The sequence below is a fragment of the Vibrio cyclitrophicus genome (assembly GCF_024347435.1).
Taxonomy (GTDB): domain Bacteria; phylum Pseudomonadota; class Gammaproteobacteria; order Enterobacterales; family Vibrionaceae; genus Vibrio; species Vibrio cyclitrophicus.
This window is the reverse complement of record NZ_AP025480.1, coordinates 484,036-504,879: the sequence shown is the minus strand read 5'-3', so window position 1 is coordinate 504,879 and position 20,844 is coordinate 484,036. Positions and strand designations below refer to the sequence as shown.

The window sequence follows — 20,844 nt, the reverse complement described above, 5'->3', positions numbered from 1 at the left end:
TAAAGAACTAAGCGTTGTTGCGTGCTGTCTCCATTACGGCTTTCATGTCTGCAACGGCTTTGTTTAAACCATCAAAGACTGCGCGTCCCATGATCGAGTGGCCAATGTTCAGCTCATAGATCTCTGGAAGTGCCGCAATCGGTGCTACGTTGTGGTAAGTCAGACCATGACCTGCATTAACTGTAATACCAAGATCATCAGCGTAGCTTGCGCCTGCTGCAATTTTTTTCAGTTCGTCTTGTTGGTCTTCTTCTGTTTTCGCGTCAGCATAGTGGCCAGTGTGCAGTTCAATGAACGGTGCGCCACACGCTTTTGCCGCATCGATTTGCTCACGGTCAGCATCGATAAACAGAGATACTTTGATACCAGCAGCCGACAGTTTCTCTGTCGCCGCTTTGATCTTTTCAAGCTGACCAACCACATCCAAGCCACCTTCAGTCGTCAGTTCTTCACGCTTTTCTGGAACCAGACAAACAAACTCAGGGTTAGTATCGAGTGCAATTTGAACCATCTCGTCCGTCACTGCCATCTCTAAATTCATACGAGTCTGAATAGTTTCAGCCAGAATACGTACATCGCGATCAACAATATGACGGCGATCTTCGCGCAAGTGAATGGTAATGCCATCTGCACCCGCACGTTCAGCAATTTCAGCTGCGTGTACTGGATCTGGGTATTTAGTACCACGTGCATTACGCAGTGTTGCAATATGGTCGATATTAACGCCTAAAAGGATTGAGCTCATTTTCCAATACTCCGTGCTCTAGAGAGAGCTATTGTTGGCATAAATAGCTCTCTACTTTTTAATGGTTTGCCGCCAAGATACGGCTTTAAGGCTATGCGTGTAAAGCGTTTTGCCGCTTTTAACTGCTCTTTAGTGATAAACCTACGTTCGCTGATTGCGATAAGTTCATCGCCCATGAATGTCAGGTTATCTCTGCGTATCGAAGCGATGAAACCTTTCTGTTCTCGATAGCGATAAGTCATACTAGGATCAATCGTTTCACCGGTGCCCGCGCAATGTAAAAAGTCGACGCCGTATCCCATAGCGGATAATAGAGCCAACTCAAAACGACGCAGCGCTGGCTCAGGGTTCTCATTATGAGCCAGTTCTGTTAAAGCATGAAGATAGTCGTGAAAAAGGGCAGGCATGGCGACTTCAGCCATCAATACTCGGCCGATTAACTCGTTCACATACATAGCTGAATACAGATTGATACCGGCGAGGGGAAGCCCTAAGCTAATAGGCTCAGCTTGGCGTAACGTTTTCATTGAACCATTGCCTGACCACTTAAGCAGTAGCGGCGTAAAAGGTTGCAATGCACCTTTCAAATTGGAACGCTTACTTCGAGCGCCTTTAGACATCAACGTCACCCGACCGAACTCTTCACTGAAGACATCCAGAATCAGGCTCGACTCACTGTATGGTCGACGGTGCAACACAAAGCATCGCTGTAACCCTTCGCTCAATCACTTACCCTTATTACAGATACAAAAAGAGAGAGTTCGCACTCTCTCTTGGATTTATATTTAGTTCAACTTTCTTATCGAAGAAAGTGATACTCAGCCTATATTATAGATCGTCGATGTAACCTAGTGAACGAAGTGCACGTTCATCATCAGCCCAACCAGATTTAACCTTGACCCAAGTCTCTAGGTAAACCTTACGACCGAATAGCTCTTCCATATCGATACGCGCTTCACGACCAATCGTCTTGATCTTCTCACCCGCTTTACCAATCACCATTTTCTTCTGACCAGTACGCTCAACAAGAATCAGTGCATTGATATGGAAACCATCGTTATCTGGGTTGTAATCAAAACGTTCGATTTCAACCGTCACCGAATAAGGTAGCTCATCACCTGTAAAGCGCATTAGCTTTTCACGGATGATTTCAGATGCCATAAAACGTTGCGAGCGATCAGTCACATACTCTTCAGGGAAGTGATGTGTCGCTTTCGGTAAATGCTCACGTACGTGCTTACGCAGTACATCAATGTTTTTACCTTGCTTCGCCGAAATAGGTACAACATCAACGAATTCCATCTTCTTAGAGACTTCCATCATGTGTTGCATTACATCTGTACGGTCTTGAACGTTATCTACTTTGTTAATACAAAGTACCACTGGGAAATCTGTTTTTCTCAGCTTATTCAATACCATTTCATCATCTTCAGTCCAATGTGTACCGTCAACAAGGAAGAATACTAGGTTCACATCACTCAGTGAGCTATTCGCCGCACGGTTCATCAAGCGGTTGATTGCACGCTTTTCTTCAATATGAAGTCCAGGAGTATCAACAAAAATCGCTTGGTAATCACCTTCAGTTTCTACGCCCATAATACGGTGACGTGTCGTCTGAGGTTTACGTGATGTAATAGAAATTTTCTGTCCCAGAATATGGTTCAGAAGCGTCGACTTACCTACGTTTGGGCGACCGACAATAGCGATGAAGCCACAGTGTTGGTTTTCCGGTAGGCCCGTTTTTTTGCTATCAGATGAAAAGAATGCATCGATATCGAAATCTTGGTTGTTATCAGACATTGCTTAGTTGCTCTAATGCTGTTTCAGCAGCCGCTTGTTCTGCCTTGCGGCGGCTAGTGCCTTTACCGATAACAGGTTTATCCACACCTGCCACTTCACACTCAACCGTAAACTCTTGGTTGTGTGCTTCACCTTTAATATTAGTCACTGTGTAGACAGGTAGAGGATTTCTTCGACCTTGCAAAAACTCTTGTAGACGAGTTTTCGGATCTTTTTGAGATACTCCAGGCTGAATAGCATCTAGGCGAGATTGGTACCAGCTTAAAATAATGCCGCGAACCACTTCGGTGTCACTATCTAAATAGACAGCACCGATGATCGCTTCGACAGCATCCGCTAGAATAGAATCGCGACGGAAACCGCCACTCTTCAACTCACCTGGACCTAATTTTAAGTAATCTCCTAGTTCGAATTCACGACCTAGTTCTGCCAATGTATGACCACGTACTAATGTTGCGCGCATGCGGCTCATATCACCTTCGTTTACCTTAGGAAAACGGTGGTAAAGATCATCAGCGATAACAAAACTTAAAATTGAATCGCCCAGAAACTCAAGACGTTCGTTATGTTTACCTGCGGCGCTGCGGTGAGTCAGCGCCAAGTGGATAAGATCGGCATCATTAAACTGATAGCCAATCTTTCTCTCTAGTTTATCAATTGGAGAATTCATGCTCTCTCGATGTGTTATGTGATCGATTAATGAATCCCACCGATGCGATTAAAACGCACACCAGTAGGAATCCATGTTGGAAGTATACTGTCTGAACCGCGTTCGAATTCGAAGCTGATCCAAATAGCAACAGCCTTACCAACAAGGTTTGCTTCAGGGACAAAGCCCCAGTAACGGCTATCGGCACTGTTGTCACGGTTATCACCCATCACAAAGTATTGGCCTTCTGGAACGACCCATTCATTAACACCATTGCGAGGCTGATATGCTTGCACACGATCACGACGTAATGGGTTAACTAAAATCTGGTGCTCTACGTCTCCAAGCTGTTCGTTCAGCTGAATCAGAGGCACACCATCTTGAATAAATTGACTTTCTTCAACGTTACTTAGTTTCACTGGTTCACAGCTACTTGTACCCTTCGCCTGAATACAGATCTCTTTACGACTGCTGTAGCGAATCGTATCACCTGGCATACCGACAACACGCTTAATGTAGTCAATGTTCGGCTGAGGTGGATACTTAAATACGATTGAGTCACCGCGTTCTGGTTTGCCTGTTTCTACCAATTGAGTTCGCCATACTGGGTCTTTCAGACCGTACGCGTACTTCTCTACCAAGATGAAATCACCAACCAAAAGGGTTGGCATCATCGAGCCAGAAGGGATTTGAAACGGTTCATAGATGAATGAACGCAAGATCAAAACAAATGCAATTACCGGGAAAATGGACACACTGTTCTCAACCCACCAAGGCTGAGCCGTAACTTTTGCGCTGATTTCAGCGTCTAGGCCATTCGATTGTGCTTCAACGTCAGCAAGCTTTTGCTGGCGCTTCTTCGCCCACACAAACTTTTCCAACGTCCATACAATGCCGGTTACTAGAGTTACGATCACTAAGATAAGCGAAAATGTGTTAGCCATTGATATCCCTTAAATTTCATTTCTTTAAAAATAACGAAAGTGAAAGAGTAGCGAGCTACTCTTTCACTTTCAATTATTCGTTTAATGCTGGATAAAGTTAGTCTTTTCCAACATGAAGGATTGCAAGGAAAGCTTCTTGAGGCAGTTCAACGTTACCGATCTGCTTCATACGCTTCTTACCTTCTTTTTGTTTCTTAAGAAGTTTCTTCTTACGACTGATATCACCACCATAACATTTTGCGATTACGTTCTTACGCAGTTGTTTCACTGTAGAACGAGCAATGATGTGGTTACCAATCGCTGCTTGAATCGCGATATCGAACATCTGACGAGGGATGAATTCTTTCATCTTCTCTACCAGTAGACGACCACGAGACTGGGCAATATCTTTATGCGTAATGATCGCTAATGCATCAACGGTTTCGCCATTCAGCAATACGTCGACACGTACCATGTTTGATGGCTCGTAGCGTTGGAAGTTGTAATCCAATGATGCGTAACCGCGAGACGTTGACTTCAGACGGTCGAAGAAGTCTAGAACGACTTCTGCCATAGGAAGATCATACGTCACAGCAACTTGGTTACCGTGGTAAACCATGTCGACTTGTACGCCACGCTTCTCAACACACAGTGTAATTACGTTACCTAGGTAATCAGAAGGTACCAGAATATTACAGCGTGCAATTGGTTCGCGAATTTCTTCTAGGTCATTAACTGCTGGCAGTTTAGCCGGGCTATCAACGTACAGAACCGTTTTATCTGTTTTTACAACTTCATATACTACTGTTGGTGCAGTCGTAATTAGGTCTAGGTCGTATTCACGCTCTAAACGCTCTTGAATGATCTCCATGTGAAGCATTCCTAAGAAGCCACAACGGAAACCAAAACCAAGTGCTGCTGAACTTTCTGGTTCGTAGAACAACGATGCATCGTTCAGGCTTAATTTGCCTAGCGCGTCACGGAAGTTCTCGTAGTCATCAGATGATACAGGGAATAGGCCTGCATATACCTGAGGTTTCACTTTTTGGAAACCAGGTAGACGTTCAGTGCTGCCGCCTTTAGCAAGCGTCAACGTATCACCAACCGGTGCACCTAGGATGTCTTTAATACCACAAACAACCCAACCTACTTCGCCAGTATTTAGCTCAGTGGTGTCGATTTGCTTAGGAGTAAAGATACCTAGACGATCAACACCCCAAACTTGGTCTGTCGACATAACTTTAATCTTGTCGTTCTTCTTCAGTTTACCGTTTTTAATACGAACCAAAGAAACAACACCAAGGTAGTTATCGAACCAAGAGTCAATGATCAGTGCTTGTAACGGCGCTTCAGGATCACCTTCCGGTGGCGGGATTGCCGTCACGATGTTCTCTAAAACGTCGTCGACACCCAAACCTGTTTTCGCAGAACAGCGAGTCGCTTCCATCGCATCGATACCAACGATCTCTTCGATTTCTTCTGCAACACGTTCTGGTTCAGCTGCAGGTAAGTCAATCTTATTCAAGATTGGCACTACTTCCAGTTCCATTTCAATCGCGGTGTAACAGTTAGCTAGAGTCTGAGCTTCAACACCTTGGCCAGCATCCACTACAAGAAGTGCGCCTTCACAAGCTGCTAGAGAACGAGATACTTCGTAAGAAAAGTCTACGTGTCCAGGAGTGTCGATAAAGTTAAGTTGGTAAGTTTCACCATCTTTAGCTTTATAATCTAAAGTCACACTCTGCGCTTTAATTGTAATACCACGCTCGCGTTCTATATCCATAGAATCGAGGACTTGAGCTGCCATCTCACGTTCACTTAATCCTCCACAAACTTGGATTAAGCGGTCAGAAAGGGTCGACTTACCGTGGTCGATGTGGGCGATAATCGAAAAATTACGAATGTGCTTCATAGGCTTGGTGTGACTAAACTCTTTGAATAGGGATAATAAGAAAGCCGCGACACGTCCAATCTAGATTCAGCATTGGTGGCGGCATTTCAATCAAGTTGGCAGATTCTACCCAATTTAAGGGCAAGAAGCATCATAAATTAGACGAGAGACTCACCTAGAATTCGAATCAATACGACTTCTTGCTTGGATTTGTCTTCCATAGGTTTGGCCAACCGCTTCGCTAAGGCAATCCCACCAGCAGTAAACAGCGCTGCACTGAGTATGACTATCCCCTCGCCCCCTTGGAGCAAGGGTTGTAACAAGAGTTGTCCAAAACCAGCACCAATCATCAACATGAAAAGTGGGATGAGATAAACGATCGCAGCCGACTGAAGTAGGCTTTTTTCTGGAAAGCCAATTTCTACAATTTGTCCTGCTTTGACTAAACTTTTGGTTTTAAGCTGCCAAAACAAAGATTTATTGCCAACAGCCTTAGTCACAATACCCGTGCCGCAGCTTTTTTGAGAAGAGCAACTGCTACAACTAGTTTGTTGTTCACAGCTCAGCTGAACAAAATATTGCTTACCTGTTCGTTCGACCGAGCTAACGGTCGCTAACGCGGTCATCATTGCGTTGACACCTGTTTGTTGAACGTCACAGATTGAGCTACACGTTTGGCGGTTGCTGGCGGAATATCACCAACGACAGAGATTTCTTTATCGCCAATCACTAAGCTGTGTAAGGTTCTGCGCCCTTGGCGTACCAATTGCCCTTTCAATGAATGCTCATCTTTATCGGCGATATACACAGAAAAGCTAAACAACCCATCACTAAACAGCTGACTTTCGACCATTTTATCGGTCGCTGCCATTTGATAACGACTAAGCTCTTTTGACTTAAACCCTTCCGGAATCCAGGCAGCTTGCCAGTTAGTTTCGCTCACAAGACCTTCTGGCAGTGATAGAACCTTAGGTAACTGAGCTTGATTCAAGCCTCCCATAGCCTCGGCAATCTTGTCACTCACCACGAAAGAGATGGTGCGGTACTGTTCAAGCACTTCGCCATCACGGTCAAGAAGGTCTGCACGCAATGGAAGGCTCGTTTTTTCATCAACCCAAACCACGTAAGAGTAACGAAGGCCGTCTTTCGGCACGACACGTAGGACTTGAGTGGTGCTGCCCGCCTCACGAGAACGTCCAACTTTTACAAAGTCGTAGAACTGATTAAGAGATTCGATATCTCGATTAATCATTGGAATAACAGGTGCAACCATACTGCCAGACTGAATAGTAAAAGGCTCTGTTCCCGGTTCGATATAGCTAACTTCATTGCCACGTCGAATGACTTCACGAACAGGGCCACTCAGATAAACAAGGTGTGCAAGTTGTTGGTCGTCTTTAACTGCATGTCGATAAACCAGAGGTTCGATACTGCTCTTCTTTATCAATATGTAGGAGAGTTCGTAATTTAGATGCTGACTGGCCTCGTTCATTTGATGTAACAATGCCTTTGCAGTAGTTTCCTCTGCAAAGGCTGTTGGAGACATCAAGCTGAACAGTGTCAGTGCACTGACCAGGATTTTCTTCATTCAATGTCCGATTCTAGATGTGCATCTTGCATTGGCGATGCATCACTGTTTAATCTTAGTTGTAGCTCATAATCTTCTAGCATTGCATGAACGCGTTTACGCTGCTCTTGCAAGTTAGCTTCAGATGCAGGCTTTTCAACAGAGTCACGAGTCAAGCTTACTGGTTCAGCAGAGCCCGCAAATGGAATCGTTTGTAGCACAGGCAACTGTTCTGGTGCTGCTGGATCGCTACCACCATATTGCTGAACACCTAGAACAACGGCCAGAGAAACACACGCTGCCACGGCAACTTGTCCAAACTGTTGTAACCACGCAGGAAGCTGACGCTTCGCTTGCTGAGGTTTGGGCTGCTCTTCAATTGGAGTAACAGCCGGTTCTAAATTCACTTGGTGCAGATTCGACATTGAACCATGAGCAGGCTCGTTATCAAGCGCTGCCGCAACACTGTTAGCAATGTTCCACTCTGGAGTTTCTGGCGCATCCCCACGCATAACATCACCAATTAAATGGTAACTCTGCCAGGTATCCATGCTTTCTTGATCAGATTCTAGGTCTACTATGAGAGCTTTATCGATCGTTTCACCATCCATGAGTGCCGAAAGCTTTTCTTTATCAGCCATTATTTTCACCATAATTATTACAAGTTCTAGCGTTGCAAAAGAGGCTTAATTTTCTTTTCCACCGCTTCACGAGCTCGGAAAATACGCGAACGTACGGTTCCTACAGGGCAATCCATTACTTCTGCAATCTCTTCGTAGCTCAAACCTTCAAGCTCACGTAACGTCATTGCAGTTTTTAAGTCTTCTGGTAACGCTTCAATCGCTCCAAAAACGACTTGTTTCAATTCTTTTGACAGCGTTAAGTTCTCAGGGTTCGATATTTCTTTTAAAGCGCTGCCTGTTTCGTAATATTCTGCATCTTCTGCATCTACATCTGTTGCTGGCGGCCTACGGCTTTGGGCAACAATATGATTTTTAGCGGTGTTCACGGCAATTCGGTACAGCCATGTATAGAAGGCACTCTCGCCACGAAAGTTAGGTATCGCGCGGTAAGCTTTAATAAAAGCTTCTTGTGCTACATCAGGTACATCACCGGAATTATTCACGTATCGAGAGATAAGATTACAAACTTTGTTTTGATACTTAACCACTAGTAAGTTAAATGCCTGCTTATCTCCACTCTGAACTCGCTCAATCAACACTTGATCGGTTAGCTGCTCGTTCATTCGAGCGGGTACTCCTATTGTTATAACCCTTACCTTCACAGATATGGGTACTAATTATGCGAAATGTAGTATTGACACCACCGTCTACAAGAGCACTATTGTGACTGAGCCAAATACCGAAAGTTCCAACTTTCTTAAAATTATTTGCCATTATTGTTTCACAATGTGATGTAATAAAAACAGCTATCCCTATAAATTTGGGGAAACTTGAGCAAAAGCAATGGTATTGAGCAATTAAATATTTCTAGATAGCTGTCTATATCTTGATTTTGCATAGCGTTTTAGGATGGCTCAAGGAAGATTATAACAGTCTTAGCGCATCTCCTAGAACAAGACAAAGTCAATTGAGAGTGGACAGCTCGACTATAGCCCGGGATTGAATAAGTGTTATGAACGCAAACCGTGAACATCAGTGTGATGTATTAGTGGTAGGAAGTGGTGCGGCAGGCTTGTCATTAGCCTTACGTGTAGCTGAACATGCAAAAGTAATTGTATTGAGCAAAGGACCACGCAGCGAAGGATCGACGTATTACGCACAGGGTGGTATCGCCGCGGTGTTCGATGAGTCGGACAGTATTGAGTCTCACGTAGAAGATACTCAAATTGCTGGGGCTGGGTTATGTGAAGAAGATACCGTTCAATTCATTGCTGAAAATGCAAAAGAGTGTGTTCAGTGGCTGATTGATGGCGGCGTTCCATTTGATAAAGATGAGAACAGTACCGAAGGTCAACCGAAATACCACCTCACTCGTGAAGGTGGTCACAGCCACCGAAGAATTCTGCATGCGGCCGATGCCACTGGCATGGCGATGCAAACCTCACTACAAGATAACGTCAATAATCACCCAAACATCGAGATCTTCGAGCGCCACAATGCACTTGATTTGATCACTGAAGATAAAGTTGGTGGTTCAAAAGACAAGGTTATCGGTGCCTACATCTGGAACCGTAACCAAGAACACGTGGAAACCGTGCGCGCTAAATTTGTTGTACTAGCAACTGGCGGCGCTTCAAAGGTTTATCAATACACGTCTAACCCAGATGTTTCTTCAGGTGATGGTATTGCTATCGCTTGGCGCGCGGGTTGTCGAGTAGCAAACCTTGAATTCAACCAATTCCACCCAACTTGCTTGTTCCACCCAGAAGCACGTAACTTCTTGCTAACGGAAGCACTGCGTGGTGAAGGCGCTTACTTGCGTCGCCCAGATGGTTCTCGTTTCATGAAGGACTTCGATGAGCGCGGTGAACTGGCGCCTCGCGATGTAGTCGCTCGTGCGATTGACTTCGAAATGAAGCGCCTAGGTGCTGACTGCATGTATGTCGATATCAGCCACAAGCCTGAAGATTTCATCACAACGCACTTCCCAATGATCCACACTCGCTTGATGGACCTTGGTATCGACATGACCAAAGAGCCTATCCCGATAGTGCCTGCAGCGCACTACACTTGTGGTGGTGTCATGGTCAATAAGCAAGGTCAAACTGACCTAACCAATCTATATGCTATTGGTGAAGTGAGCTATACCGGCCTACACGGTGCGAACCGTATGGCTTCTAACTCACTGCTTGAATGTGTGGTTTACGCCTGGGCTGCAGCCAAAGACATCGTTGAAAACATCGATCAGTCTCAGCTTTGTGCTGAACTGCCAGCATGGGATGAAAGCCAAGTCACCAACAGTGATGAAGAAGTTATCATTCAACATAACTGGCACGAACTACGCCTGTTCATGTGGGATTACATGGGCATTGTTCGAACCGATAAACGACTAGAGCGAGCTTTACGTCGTATCCAAATGTTGCAACAAGAAACTCATGAGTACTACAGCTACTTTAAGGTTTCAAATAACCTGCTAGAGCTGCGTAACTTATTACAAGTTGCTGAACTGATGGTGCGTTGTGCGATGCAGCGTAAAGAGAGTCGCGGTTTACACTACACATTGGATTACCCTGAGCTTGCAAAAGACAGTGGCCCAACGATTCTGACGCCAGAGAAAAACCAGTCATAATCATTATTTAAAAGCGACTAGTGAATCAATTATTTAACTAAACGCAATCAAACGAAAAGGAGCCTAGTGCTCCTTTTTCTTTTTATCGAGTGTTCTCATTAACCTCATGCGGTCGTTGTAAGTTCGTCAGAAAATGGCGATATTCACGTTCGCAACAGCTATCACGCCAAAGCAGTACCGAGTGCCCACATTCGAATTTTAACTTAACGAAAAACTGTGCCCAGGTCTTATCGACTGACTTTAATTTGTAGGATTGATCATTCAGGCGAATCTCACCATCTTCTTTGTAATCAAAGTATCCATGTGCGGTATTAAGGATCACATGATCGGATCTAAACAAGCTGAAAATTAGAGATAAACAATAGAGAGCGACAACGAGCGGAATAGAAGATAGGACAATGAAAAACAAAAGGCACCCAAAAATAGTGCCTTTTGCAAATAATGCGAAATACGAAGGGTTAAGCTGAAGCTTAACGAACCTTGCTGAGGTTGTGTGCGACAATTTTATCAACCATTGATGCATGGCCTAGGTTTTCACTGCGTCCGTGTCCCATCACCCAAGTAAACAAATCTGGGTCATCACACTCAAGTAGAGAAACAAACTCACGCTGTTCCTGCTCTTGCAATGAATCAAAACACTCTTCAAAAAATGGCATGATGACAACATCAAGTTCTAACATGCCACGACGGCAACCCCATTTAATTCGTGCTTTCTGCTCTGCAGTGTACATTGGCTATCCTCACCTATAATTTTTCTTTCTCGGAGTGTAACAAGTCATACGCTCTGCAACTACTATGTGAGTCACAGTCCCTATCTAAGCTCACAAAAAAACCTAGGCTGACAAAGAAACAGAACCGGATTAACATAGAGCCAAATAAAATTCTTAGGAAAGATAAAATGGATTGGAAAAACACATTTCAGCCGCTCGCTCATACGCAAAATGAATCGCTTCCAGAACTGATGATGACACACGTGTCGGATTGGAGCGCAATTACCATGATAGGCGATGACAAAAAATCATACCTACAAGGTCAAGTTACATGCGATGTCGTCACTCTTCCTAATGATGAATCTACATTAGGTGCACATTGTGATGCGAAAGGGAAGGTATGGAGTATCTTTCGTTTGTTCCACCACAACGGTGGCTACGCACTCATGCAGCCTAAATCTGCGATTGAAGTAGAGCTCGTTGAAATCAAAAAGTACGCGGTGTTCTCTAAGGTCGATATCGAGCAAACGTCTGACGTTGTTATCGGTGTGATGGGTGCGTCTGCTAATCAATACATTGATTCCATTTCAGAAAGCCAAGGTAATGTACGTGCTATCTCTGGTGGTACGGCTGTTCTAGTATCAGATAACCGCTGGGCTCTACTTGTTACAGAAGAAGCCGCTGAAGCCTTGGTATCAAACAGCGCTGCGGAGAAAGTATCAGAAGCGCTATGGCAGTATCATGAAATTCTTGATGCTCAGCCTAACCTATCGAAAGCAGAGCAAAACGAACACATTCCTCAAGCACTTAACCTGCAAGCGATTGGCGGTATCAGCTTTTCAAAAGGCTGCTACACAGGTCAAGAAACGGTTGCTCGTGCTAAGTATCGTGGCATGAACAAGCGTGAAATGCGTATTGTTTCAGGAACGACTTCAGATGTACTGTCTCTTGAGAATACGATTGAACTAGAACGCAGTGTGGGTGAAAACTGGCGTGGTGCAGGTCGACTATTAAACGTGTATCAATTTGCTGATAACTACGCGATTGGTTTGATGGTGCTACCAAACAACCTTGATGACGATGTTCAGCTTCGATTGACAGCACAACCTGACCAAGTGTGGAACATTCTGCCACTGCCTTACAGCCTTGACGAAGAGTGACCACGTGGAAACACTGATAACACAATGGTTAGATCAACAGCAGGTGGACTATCGCCTGCTGATGCAAAGCAAACCAACCACCAGCATTGAAGAGACAGCGCAAGAACGAAGCATCGATGCCTCTCAAATGGTCAAGTGCATCCTGCTCAAGGATATGGGAAACCAGTATGCGTTAGCTTGTATTGCTGGTGATCGCTCTATCGACCCGAAGAAAGTACGCTCGGTACTGAATTGCCGTCGAATGACCTGCGTATCACTGAAAGATGTTGAAGCCATCACCGGCTTTAAAGCTGGATGTGTCGGGCCGATTGCTCTGAAGAGACACATGCCGATCATTTTTGATCCTTCCATTCAAAAAAACTCGACCGTTACTATTAGCTCCGGTGACCGAATGGCTGGAGTTGCGCTGAATCCCAATGATCTAATGGCACTTTGTGCACCAACCGTTGCAGACATCAGTCGATGATCTTTTCGATCGCGCCTTCGCTCTCAAACTTAACTACAACTTTGCATTGAGTACATTTTTAGTGTGAAGTTTGTCATAAGAAGAGCACTGTAGTAGTAAATATTTAATCAAAATAAAAGCATAAGTAGTCACAGAGGTGAATTTGCGTTATTGTGGGTTTACTGACTCGCCTTAAGGCAAATCAGTACAAGTGAATCCACTGAGTAACATCAGTATCCACTTTTGTGTAATGCATCTGTGACTATTCGCCCGTTTTAGACGGGCTTTTTTTATACTTAAAATTTACAATTTGATTACACAAACAAAAAAATCCCGCCTATTCTTATACTTGTAACATTACCACTGCTTAATACCGGACAGGAAAGTTCACAGCAGTTCACTACTCAGTATTATTTTGGGGAGGAGCTCACGTAAAAATAGATATTTACTGAAGAAAGTGCTTAGAGCAGCACAAATATCTAATTCACGTTAACTCTACTGCATATAACTCCATACTTGTCACACTTATTATCTCGGAGTTTTTCTATAATATGCAGGCTAGGTAAATATAAGGATAATTTAGAATGAGACTGTTTAAGCGCTATACACCGGGTATGATTGCTAAACATGTAAGTCGACTTTTCAAAGGACGAATCTACATTTACGGCGTAGGAAAATTTGAGTTTGATAACGGTAAACTAGTGCTGCCAGATCGAGCAGAAAAACGTCACTTTCAAACTGTGAAAGAGATAAATAGTGAAATTATGAAACTGCGCTGCGCATACGCATGATCTGATTACCTAAAGAATTAAAAACAAAAAGGGTTGGCATTATGCCAACCCTTTTTTCGTGTTTGTGATGCAATGACTAAAATCTTCTATTTGCTATCAACAATGACTCGTCGTGCGCGACTATCGTTGCGATACGGGACGTTTGGCTAAATCAGGAAGATTACCTGATAAGCCAAGTGCCCGCTTCATGATTTCATCTTTCGCGCCAGGCAGTTGACCCGCTAGCTTCATACCGATGCCACGAATCAACTTCTTGGCTGGATTATCGCCTTCAAACAGATCTTTAAAGCCCTGCATTGAAGCAATCATTTTCGCCGCCTCTGCTTTTCTCCAGCGCTCATAACCACGAAGATTGCGCTTGGTACCAATATCCTCACCAGCACCCCATAACGTTAATAGCTCTTGCGCTAAGCTTGCTGCGTCTAATAGGCCAAGGTTCACGCCTTGCCCTGCTAACGGGTGAATCGTATGAGCAGCATCACCCACCAAAGCAACACGCTCTACAGCAAAGTCACGTGCATAACGCATGCGCAGAGGGAAGGCAAAACGATCACCAACCACTTCGCATAAGCCAAGTTTTGAGTCAAATTCAGCAGTCAGTTGCTTGTTAAAATCAGCATCTGACATTGATACAAGCTTCTCTGCACGATTAGGATCCGTTGACCAAACAATCGAACTCATATGGCTTGGCTGCATTGGTAGGAATGCCAAAGGCCCTTGTGGTGTGAATATCTGACGAGCAACGCTGTGATGCGGCTCTGTGGTCTTGATATTCGCGACAATCGCACTGTGGCCGTAATCCCAATGTGTCAGAGGGATGTCTTGCTGCTTACGAACCCAAGAATTTGCGCCGTCCGCTCCAACGACCAACTTGGCTGTCAGTGCTTGTCCATTATCTAATGTTAACCATGCTTCGCTTTCACCAATCGCCATCGTTTTGCAGATTGCAGGCATGTATAGGCTAACGTTGTCTTGCTTCTTAACCTGCTCAAGCAAAGCTAATTGGATCACACGGTTTTCAACAATGTGGCCAAGATTAGGCTGAGCCAAGCGCGTTGAGTCAAACTCAATGCGAGCAAAGCTGTCTTGTTCCCATACTTCCATCGCTTGGTAAGGTGCAGCGCGCCTTTGTTCAATGCCTTGCCATGCGCCTAAATTACGAAGAATCAATTCGCTCGAACGACTCAGAGCCGAAACTCGAACATCAGGTAATTCACTAAGCCCTTCGCTAGGTGCCTTGCCTTCAATAACAGCAATTCTTAAGTCACTGTCTTTCAGTGCTGCAGCGAGTGCTAAACCAACCATGCCACCGCCAACAATGGCGATATCAACACTTTGCATCATTATTTTTCTACCTTATCTTTCTACTAGGCCAAGCGTATGACGCAAAAGTGGACCTTTAAGAGGTGGGAGGTTATCGATGACAGCTAACCCAAGATTTCGCCCAATACGAGCAGTCAAAAAATCGTTTGAAAACAGGTGGACTAGGCTTGATGTCAGCGTTATCGTGGTATCTCTGTCTTGTTCTCTACGCTTTCTAAAGTTAACAAGACCGGTATAACGACCCACGTCATCCAATTGAGAACACAGCTCTTCAGCTAATGAAGCGACGTCACGAATACCGAGGTTAAAACCTTGCCCGGCAATCGGGTGAAGAGTTTGAGCTGCATTACCTATAATCGCGAATCGATGAGAAATATTTTGTTGGCGGTGGCGAAGAATCAATGGGTAGTTAGCACGCTTGCCTACCTTCTTTAATCGGCCAAGTCGCCAACCAAAGTCATTCTGCAACTGCTCAAGAAATTCGTCATCGTTTAAAGCCATAACTTGATGTGCTTGTTCCGGTGACAAACACCAAACCAGCGACAAACGGTTGTCATTCATCGGTAATAGAGCGACGGGCCCATGATGAGTAAAACGCTCAAATGCTCGACCTTGATGGGGTTCACTCGCCACAATATTAGCAATCACAGCGACTTGCTCAAAGTCATGTTCACTCAATGGTATATTCAGTTGCTGGCAACAGGTTGAGATAGCACCATCAGCAGCAACCAATAATTTGGTTGTGACTGTCTTTCCACTTGTCAGTTCAATGGTAGTTAGTGCTTCATCACGTACCACGTTACTGACAGACTCAGGGCAAAGCATCGTAATTGTGGCTTCTGATTCAAGCTTTTGCTGATAGATTCGCCCCACATCCGCCAATTCAACCACATAGCCAAGTGCATCTACCGCAAGCTCTTCACTGTAGATATCTGTCATTCCGGCATGACTTCGATCCGATACGTGAATATCTTTAATCGGAGTCGCAACCGGAGCAATAGCTTGCCACAAGTGCAAAGAATCGAGGATCTGTACCGTGCCATAAGACAAAGCAATCGAACGAGAATCAAACCCTGGATGAGCTTGATGGTTAACCTGATAAGGCTCCACTACCGCAATCGACAAGGAACCTTGACTTAATTGGTTCAGAGCAAGAGCTAACGTAGCCCCTGCCATTGCACCACCAGCAATTACAACATCATACTGAGCCATCATAACCTCAAACCGACAAACGGATTAATGAATGGTTGGAGCCACATCTTCAGATGGGCGAGCACCGAATTCAGCATGAATTGTCAATGCACACGCTTTTACGTGCTCAATAACATGCTCTAGCAACTGTGCTTGCTCTTCTAGATCATCTTCTTCGTCGATACCGAGCTTTGCCATCTCTTCAAGATCAGCTAATGCTTCTTTAGTACCGTCAGACGCTTTGTTTAATTGAGCGCCAACCAGACCTAAACCAGAAATAAAGTGGTTAATCCAGTCAGAAACGCCATCCGCCAAATCAAACAAGCTTGCACTTGCATCTTCATCAGGCAGCAACATAGATAGTTCCATACCTGAACCTGTGATTTCACTGGTCGTTACTTTTAGTGTCGCTTCCGCTAATGTCAAAGCACGATCTGGCCATCCCATACCTTCGTTGGTGTAATCAAAGATAAGTGGTTGCCAGCTTTTATCTGTTAGGTTTAAGCCTCCGCTCAACATACCCGTTAATAAACCATGCATCTCAGCAGGGGTTACGGCTAGACTTGCCGATTGAAGTTCAGTCGCAACCGTTAGGTAGTCAGGTAAAGTAGTTTCGCTCATCAGATAGCTCGCTCAGTTATTCTTTATATCGATAGTTTAATCGTACCACTTCACCCCAATTCTGGTAAGCATCGATCCTGAGCAATTGAAGGATGACTGACTACCAATTGTTCAATTTGCTGAATTACTGTGTGCTCAAGCTCTCATTTACAAACAGTCACTCTGAAAAGCTTGAATCTTAATAGCGGTTTACCTATAGTTTCTCCCTCAGAGGAGATTGCTTCCTCATCGGTACTTGCACTTTTTCTTTTAAAAAAAATGATAAAGAGCAGCAGCCTTAAAAATAGCGCGTTAAAGAGTTCATCCATCATGAGTAATCAAGCGGTAGACGTTGAAATATTAGGAAAACTGACTCGAGTGAATTGTCCCCCAGGGCAAGAAGAGTCATTGATTGCAGCGGCGGCCGATCTTGATAATCGATTGAAAGAGATGGCTGAACGTACTAAGGTAACCAATGAAGTGAAGCTGCTAACGATTGCAGCTCTGAATATTTGCTACGAATTACAAACCAAGAAGTTTGAAGCAAATGACGAACAAAACGCACTGACCGAGCGAATGGAACAGCTCACGACATCACTTTCAGATGTTCTCAGTAAAGTTAAGCACGGACAGCAATAGCGTACACAAAATTTACCCTGGAGTGTTTGTCAGAGGATTCACGTCCCCGAGCCGATAAGCAATCCCTAAGGGTTAGTACTTGAGTGCTATTGAGCATGCTCGGCCTGACCGAGAAGCCTACGGTAATCATTGCTGATCCGCCTTGAACTCGCTGGTTCAAGGGCCATCTATTCTCAACGGCACTTTGGGGTATCCCTTCTTATGAAGACGCTCACACGCAGCGAATTTCGCAAACAGATCCGTATCAAACGCAATGCCTTATCTGGCGAACAACAAACTCAATCCGCCATCGACTTAGTAAAGCAATGTTCTCAACTCAATGAGATTCAGTCAGCTCAACATATTGCCCTCTATATCTCCATTGATGGCGAACTCGATACTCAGCCTTTAGTCGAATGGTTATGGGCGCAAGGTAAGCAAACTTATTTACCAGTATTACACCCCTTCTCTGCCGGACATCTTCTGTTCCTGCACTACTCGCCAACCACACCCACTGTGTTGAATAAATACGGTATTGTCGAACCTCAGCTCAATAAATTGCTCGTTAAGCCGTGCCAACAACTAGACCTTATTCTTACGCCCCTTGTCGGCTTTGACTCCCATGGCCATCGCCTAGGTATGGGCGGCGGATATTACGATCGCACCTTGGCGAAGTGGTTCGAGACAGGGGAAGGCGCAACTCCCATTGGTTTAGCTCATGATTGCCAGCATGTTGATACCCTACCGATTGAAGAATGGGACATTCCGTTACCTAAAATCGTGACTCCGAGTAAAACTTGGCAATGGGAAAACAACCATTAAAGCGCTATAATCGCGCCGCAAACGTTAACCTCGATATATAAACGTTAACTTCAATACGCGAACGATTAATTCAAAGCGCAAGACCTTATTCAGGAGAATGGCATGACTCAAGATGAAATGAAAAAAGCAGCTGGCTGGGCAGCACTTCAATATGTTGAAGAAGGCAGCATTGTCGGCGTAGGTACTGGCTCTACAGTAAATCACTTCATCGACGCACTTGGCACAATGAAAGACAAAATCAAAGGTGCGGTTTCAAGCTCTGTAGCCTCTACTGAAAAATTAGAAGCACTAGAAATCAAAGTTTTTGAGTGCAACGACGTGTTCAAACTAGACATCTATGTCGACGGCGCAGATGAGATTAACGGTTCACGTGACATGATCAAAGGCGGCGGCGCTGCACTGACCCGTGAAAAAATCGTAGCGGCGATCTCTGATAAGTTTATTTGTATTGTTGACGGTACTAAAGCCGTTGATGTATTGGGTAAATTCCCACTGCCTGTTGAAGTTATCCCGATGGCACGTTCATACGTTGCACGTGAACTAGTAAAACTTGGTGGTGACCCAGTTTACCGCGAAGGCTGCACAACCGATAACGGCAATGTGATCTTAGATGTTTACGGCATGGCCATCGAAAATCCAAAACAACTGGAAGATATCATCAATGGTATCGCAGGTGTGGTGACGGTTGGTCTTTTTGCTCACCGTGGTGCTGATGTGGTAATCACTGGCACACCTGAAGGTGCAAAAATCGAAGAATAAATAATAGAAAATTGAGTTTTTCTGTTACTTCATTACATACGGTGCCCAAGGGCGCCGTTTTTTTTGCTTTCTGTCTGTAAAATTATGTCTTATTCCGTAATTTTCTTACCCAAAACATTTTTTTTTGTTACTTTATTGTTCAGAAGACGCACAGGGAAAACGTTTGTCTCCTGACAAAGTGGTGAATTTGTTCCCCTTTCAGCCATTTTGTAGCACGTGCGCCGCATTTGCCCAACCTTTCCATTTTAAGGACGAGAACAATGGCCAAAGTTTCACTGGAAAAAGAAAAGATTAAAATTCTACTTCTGGAAGGTCTTCACCCTTCTTCTGTAGAAGTACTGCAAGCCGCTGGTTACACAAATATTGAGTACCATAAAGGCTCGCTACCTGAAGATGAACTTCTTGAAGCAGTTAAAGATGCTCATTTCATTGGTATCCGTTCTCGCACAAACATCTCCCAAGAAGTGATTGATGCAGCTGAAAAGCTAGTTGCAGTCGGTTGTTTCTGTATTGGTACTAACCAAGTCAATCTTCAAGCGGCAGCAAAACGCGGTATTCCTGTTTTCAATGCTCCGTTCTCAAACACTCGAAGCGTGGCTGAGCTGGTTCTTGGCCAGGTTCTACTACTATTACGTGGTATTCCTGAAAAGAACGCACTTGCTCACCGCGGCATTTGGAAAAAGAGTGCCGATAACTCAAACGAAGCTCGTGGTAAGCGTCTCGGTATTATTGGTTACGGCCACATTGGTACTCAGCTGGGGATTATTGCGGAAAACCTTGGCATGCGCGTTTACTTTTACGATATTGAAAACAAACTATCTCTAGGTAACGCAACTCAAGTCCATACCATGACTGAATTGCTGAATAAGTGTGACGTGATCTCTTTACACGTACCTGAAACCAATGAAACGAAGAACATGATGGGTAAAGAAGAGTTCGAGCGCATGAAGCCTGGCTCTATCTTTATCAATGCAGCACGCGGTACTGTAGTCGATATTCCGGCTCTGTGTGGTGCTCTAGATTCTGGTCACCTTTCAGGTGCAGCAATTGATGTATTCCCAACAGAACCAAAAACCAATACCGACCCATTTGAGTCGCCATTGATGCAATTCGATAACGTGATTCTTACTCCTCATGTAGGTGGTTCAACACAAGAAGCACAAGAGAATATCGGTGTAGAAGTTGCAGGTAAGTTGGCTAAATACTCAGATAACGGTTCAACACTATCAAGCGTTAACTTCCCAGAGGTATCATTGCCACTGCATACAGGTACTTCTCGCCTACTTCACATTCACGAAAACCACCCAGGAATCCTAACTCAAATTAATACCATCTTCGCTGAAGAAGGGATTAACATCGCAGGTCAGTACTTACAGACTGCAGCAGATATGGGTTATGTGGTTATTGATGTAGAAGCAAACCGTTCAGAAGAAGCACTGCTTAAGTTGAAAGAAATTGAAGGCACAATCCGCGCTCGTTTACTTCACTAATCATCGAATTAGATCTTAAGTAACAACAAAAAGGCTCTCACAATGAGAGCCTTTTTAGTATTTAGTCTACCGTAGGTAAATAGATCATGATGATCTAACGACTCTTTG

Annotated in this window: 23 protein-coding genes and 1 other RNA gene; 9 read left to right on the top strand and 15 right to left on the bottom strand. The window is 44.4% G+C overall.

Going from position 1 to position 20,844, the window contains the following annotated elements; all coding sequences use genetic code 11:
• Positions 1-7: 7 nt before the first annotated feature.
• The 10 genes from pdxJ to rpoE form a co-directional block, all read right to left on the bottom strand.
• A complete protein-coding gene (gene pdxJ, locus OCW38_RS02465) occupies positions 8-745 on the bottom strand; it encodes a pyridoxine 5'-phosphate synthase (protein ID WP_009847651.1) in 738 nt (245 codons plus the stop codon).
• Positions 742-1,470 (bottom strand): DNA repair protein RecO, encoded by a 729-nt coding sequence (gene recO / locus OCW38_RS02460; RefSeq protein WP_010435765.1) that lies wholly within the window; start codon positions 1,468-1,470, stop codon positions 742-744. Before recO ends, pdxJ begins: the two co-directional genes overlap by 4 nt.
• Positions 1,471-1,573: 103 nt before the next feature.
• Positions 1,574-2,545 carry a GTPase Era gene (era, locus tag OCW38_RS02455; RefSeq protein WP_010435762.1) on the bottom strand — a complete coding sequence of 324 codons (972 nt, stop codon included), beginning with the start codon at positions 2,543-2,545 and terminating at the stop codon, positions 1,574-1,576.
• Positions 2,538-3,215 carry a ribonuclease III gene (gene rnc / locus OCW38_RS02450; protein ID WP_010435759.1) on the bottom strand — a complete coding sequence of 226 codons (678 nt, stop codon included), beginning with the start codon at positions 3,213-3,215 and terminating at the stop codon, positions 2,538-2,540. Before rnc ends, era begins: the two co-directional genes overlap by 8 nt.
• A 26-nt stretch (positions 3,216-3,241) precedes the next feature.
• Entirely contained in the window at positions 3,242-4,138 is an 897-nt protein-coding gene (gene lepB, locus OCW38_RS02445; protein WP_016790040.1) for a signal peptidase I, read from the bottom strand.
• Positions 4,139-4,235: 97 nt separating this feature from the next.
• Positions 4,236-6,029 carry a translation elongation factor 4 gene (lepA, locus tag OCW38_RS02440; protein ID WP_010435753.1) on the bottom strand — a complete coding sequence of 598 codons (1,794 nt, stop codon included), beginning with the start codon at positions 6,027-6,029 and terminating at the stop codon, positions 4,236-4,238.
• 137 nt (positions 6,030-6,166) lie between these two features.
• Positions 6,167-6,637, bottom strand: coding sequence for a SoxR reducing system RseC family protein (locus OCW38_RS02435; RefSeq protein ID WP_010435750.1), 471 nt, complete (start codon positions 6,635-6,637; stop codon positions 6,167-6,169).
• Positions 6,634-7,596 (bottom strand): sigma-E factor regulatory protein RseB, encoded by a 963-nt coding sequence (rseB, locus tag OCW38_RS02430; RefSeq protein ID WP_016790280.1) that lies wholly within the window; start codon positions 7,594-7,596, stop codon positions 6,634-6,636. Before rseB ends, OCW38_RS02435 begins: the two co-directional genes overlap by 4 nt.
• A complete protein-coding gene (locus OCW38_RS02425; protein ID WP_010435744.1) occupies positions 7,593-8,216 on the bottom strand; it encodes a sigma-E factor negative regulatory protein in 624 nt (207 codons plus the stop codon). The genes rseB and OCW38_RS02425 overlap by 4 nt, the downstream gene beginning before the upstream one ends.
• Positions 8,217-8,242: 26 nt before the next feature.
• Positions 8,243-8,821 carry an RNA polymerase sigma factor RpoE gene (gene rpoE / locus OCW38_RS02420; protein ID WP_008223963.1) on the bottom strand — a complete coding sequence of 193 codons (579 nt, stop codon included), beginning with the start codon at positions 8,819-8,821 and terminating at the stop codon, positions 8,243-8,245.
• A gap of 389 nt (positions 8,822-9,210) precedes the next feature.
• Here rpoE and nadB point away from each other — a divergent pair, with 389 nt between their 5' ends.
• Positions 9,211-10,827 carry an L-aspartate oxidase gene (nadB, locus tag OCW38_RS02415; protein ID WP_010435737.1) on the top strand — a complete coding sequence of 539 codons (1,617 nt, stop codon included), beginning with the start codon at positions 9,211-9,213 and terminating at the stop codon, positions 10,825-10,827.
• Positions 10,828-10,909: 82 nt separating this feature from the next.
• Here the strand turns inward: nadB and OCW38_RS22955 are convergent, their stop codons facing one another.
• Positions 10,910-11,350 carry a protein YgfX gene (locus OCW38_RS22955; protein WP_315897535.1) on the bottom strand — a complete coding sequence of 147 codons (441 nt, stop codon included), beginning with the start codon at positions 11,348-11,350 and terminating at the stop codon, positions 10,910-10,912.
• Positions 11,298-11,558, bottom strand: coding sequence for an FAD assembly factor SdhE (locus OCW38_RS02410; RefSeq protein WP_004735374.1), 261 nt, complete (start codon positions 11,556-11,558; stop codon positions 11,298-11,300). The genes OCW38_RS22955 and OCW38_RS02410 overlap by 53 nt, the downstream gene beginning before the upstream one ends.
• A gap of 167 nt (positions 11,559-11,725) precedes the next feature.
• On the opposite strand from OCW38_RS02410, the gene ygfZ reads away from it, so the two are divergent.
• The 3 genes from ygfZ to OCW38_RS02395 all read left to right on the top strand — a co-directional run bounded on the left by ygfZ (position 11,726) and on the right by OCW38_RS02395 (position 13,933).
• Positions 11,726-12,697, top strand: a complete 972-nt coding sequence (gene ygfZ / locus OCW38_RS02405) for a tRNA-modifying protein YgfZ (protein WP_010435735.1) — start codon at positions 11,726-11,728, stop codon at positions 12,695-12,697.
• Between the two features lie 4 nt (positions 12,698-12,701).
• Positions 12,702-13,163 carry an aminoacyl-tRNA deacylase gene (locus tag OCW38_RS02400; RefSeq protein WP_102370473.1) on the top strand — a complete coding sequence of 154 codons (462 nt, stop codon included), beginning with the start codon at positions 12,702-12,704 and terminating at the stop codon, positions 13,161-13,163.
• 563 nt (positions 13,164-13,726) lie between these two features.
• Positions 13,727-13,933, top strand: coding sequence for a DUF1107 domain-containing protein (locus OCW38_RS02395; protein ID WP_010435728.1), 207 nt, complete (start codon positions 13,727-13,729; stop codon positions 13,931-13,933).
• 120 nt (positions 13,934-14,053) lie between these two features.
• On the opposite strand, the gene OCW38_RS02390 is transcribed toward OCW38_RS02395, so the two are convergent.
• The 3 genes from OCW38_RS02390 to OCW38_RS02380 are packed head-to-tail and all read right to left on the bottom strand — an operon-like array spanning position 14,054 to position 17,068.
• Complete coding sequence (locus OCW38_RS02390; protein ID WP_016788330.1) at positions 14,054-15,277, bottom strand: FAD-dependent 2-octaprenylphenol hydroxylase; 1,224 nt, start codon at positions 15,275-15,277, stop codon at positions 14,054-14,056.
• Between the two features lie 12 nt (positions 15,278-15,289).
• Entirely contained in the window at positions 15,290-16,468 is a 1,179-nt protein-coding gene (ubiH, locus tag OCW38_RS02385; protein ID WP_010435721.1) for a 2-octaprenyl-6-methoxyphenyl hydroxylase, read from the bottom strand.
• Between the two features lie 24 nt (positions 16,469-16,492).
• A complete protein-coding gene (locus tag OCW38_RS02380; protein WP_010435718.1) occupies positions 16,493-17,068 on the bottom strand; it encodes a YecA/YgfB family protein in 576 nt (191 codons plus the stop codon).
• Between the two features lie 309 nt (positions 17,069-17,377).
• On the opposite strand from OCW38_RS02380, the gene zapA reads away from it, so the two are divergent.
• The 5 genes from zapA (at position 17,378) to serA (ending at position 20,736) form a co-directional block, all read left to right on the top strand.
• Positions 17,378-17,686 carry a cell division protein ZapA gene (gene zapA, locus OCW38_RS02375; protein WP_004735366.1) on the top strand — a complete coding sequence of 103 codons (309 nt, stop codon included), beginning with the start codon at positions 17,378-17,380 and terminating at the stop codon, positions 17,684-17,686.
• 11 nt (positions 17,687-17,697) lie between these two features.
• A non-coding RNA gene (gene ssrS / locus OCW38_RS02370) (6S RNA) lies at positions 17,698-17,881 on the top strand.
• A gap of 6 nt (positions 17,882-17,887) precedes the next feature.
• On the top strand, positions 17,888-18,487 hold the full coding sequence (locus tag OCW38_RS02365; RefSeq protein WP_065101142.1) for a 5-formyltetrahydrofolate cyclo-ligase: 600 nt from the start codon (positions 17,888-17,890) through the stop codon (positions 18,485-18,487).
• Positions 18,488-18,589: 102 nt separating this feature from the next.
• Positions 18,590-19,246 carry a ribose-5-phosphate isomerase RpiA gene (gene rpiA / locus OCW38_RS02360; RefSeq protein ID WP_009847664.1) on the top strand — a complete coding sequence of 219 codons (657 nt, stop codon included), beginning with the start codon at positions 18,590-18,592 and terminating at the stop codon, positions 19,244-19,246.
• Positions 19,247-19,506: 260 nt separating this feature from the next.
• Positions 19,507-20,736 carry a phosphoglycerate dehydrogenase gene (gene serA, locus OCW38_RS02355; RefSeq protein ID WP_261894955.1) on the top strand — a complete coding sequence of 410 codons (1,230 nt, stop codon included), beginning with the start codon at positions 19,507-19,509 and terminating at the stop codon, positions 20,734-20,736.
• Positions 20,737-20,844 lie beyond the last annotated feature (108 nt).

Bases quoted from the DNA above. Each gene is read 5' to 3' on its own strand.
- pdxJ (WP_009847651.1), bottom strand. From the start codon at position 745: ATGAGCTCAATCCTTTTAGGCGTTAATATCGACCATATTGCAACACTG.
- era (WP_010435762.1), bottom strand. From the start codon at position 2,545: ATGTCTGATAACAACCAAGATTTCGATATCGATGCATTCTTTTCATCT.
- rnc (WP_010435759.1), bottom strand. From the start codon at position 3,215: ATGAATTCTCCAATTGATAAACTAGAGAGAAAGATTGGCTATCAGTTT.
- lepB (WP_016790040.1), bottom strand. From the start codon at position 4,138: ATGGCTAACACATTTTCGCTTATCTTAGTGATCGTAACTCTAGTAACC.
- lepA (WP_010435753.1), bottom strand. From the start codon at position 6,029: ATGAAGCACATTCGTAATTTTTCGATTATCGCCCACATCGACCACGGT.
- OCW38_RS02435 (WP_010435750.1), bottom strand. From the start codon at position 6,637: ATGATGACCGCGTTAGCGACCGTTAGCTCGGTCGAACGAACAGGTAAG.
- rseB (WP_016790280.1), bottom strand. From the start codon at position 7,596: ATGAAGAAAATCCTGGTCAGTGCACTGACACTGTTCAGCTTGATGTCT.
- OCW38_RS02425 (WP_010435744.1), bottom strand. From the start codon at position 8,216: ATGGCTGATAAAGAAAAGCTTTCGGCACTCATGGATGGTGAAACGATC.
- rpoE (WP_008223963.1), bottom strand. From the start codon at position 8,821: ATGAACGAGCAGCTAACCGATCAAGTGTTGATTGAGCGAGTTCAGAGT.
- nadB (WP_010435737.1), top strand. From the start codon at position 9,211: ATGAACGCAAACCGTGAACATCAGTGTGATGTATTAGTGGTAGGAAGT.
- OCW38_RS22955 (WP_315897535.1), bottom strand. From the start codon at position 11,350: ATGCATCAATGGTTGATAAAATTGTCGCACACAACCTCAGCAAGGTTC.
- OCW38_RS02410 (WP_004735374.1), bottom strand. From the start codon at position 11,558: ATGTACACTGCAGAGCAGAAAGCACGAATTAAATGGGGTTGCCGTCGT.
- ygfZ (WP_010435735.1), top strand. From the start codon at position 11,726: ATGGATTGGAAAAACACATTTCAGCCGCTCGCTCATACGCAAAATGAA.
- OCW38_RS02395 (WP_010435728.1), top strand. From the start codon at position 13,727: ATGAGACTGTTTAAGCGCTATACACCGGGTATGATTGCTAAACATGTA.
- OCW38_RS02390 (WP_016788330.1), bottom strand. From the start codon at position 15,277: ATGATGCAAAGTGTTGATATCGCCATTGTTGGCGGTGGCATGGTTGGT.
- ubiH (WP_010435721.1), bottom strand. From the start codon at position 16,468: ATGGCTCAGTATGATGTTGTAATTGCTGGTGGTGCAATGGCAGGGGCT.
- OCW38_RS02380 (WP_010435718.1), bottom strand. From the start codon at position 17,068: ATGAGCGAAACTACTTTACCTGACTACCTAACGGTTGCGACTGAACTT.
- zapA (WP_004735366.1), top strand. From the start codon at position 17,378: ATGAGTAATCAAGCGGTAGACGTTGAAATATTAGGAAAACTGACTCGA.
- OCW38_RS02365 (WP_065101142.1), top strand. From the start codon at position 17,888: ATGAAGACGCTCACACGCAGCGAATTTCGCAAACAGATCCGTATCAAA.
- rpiA (WP_009847664.1), top strand. From the start codon at position 18,590: ATGACTCAAGATGAAATGAAAAAAGCAGCTGGCTGGGCAGCACTTCAA.
- serA (WP_261894955.1), top strand. From the start codon at position 19,507: ATGGCCAAAGTTTCACTGGAAAAAGAAAAGATTAAAATTCTACTTCTG.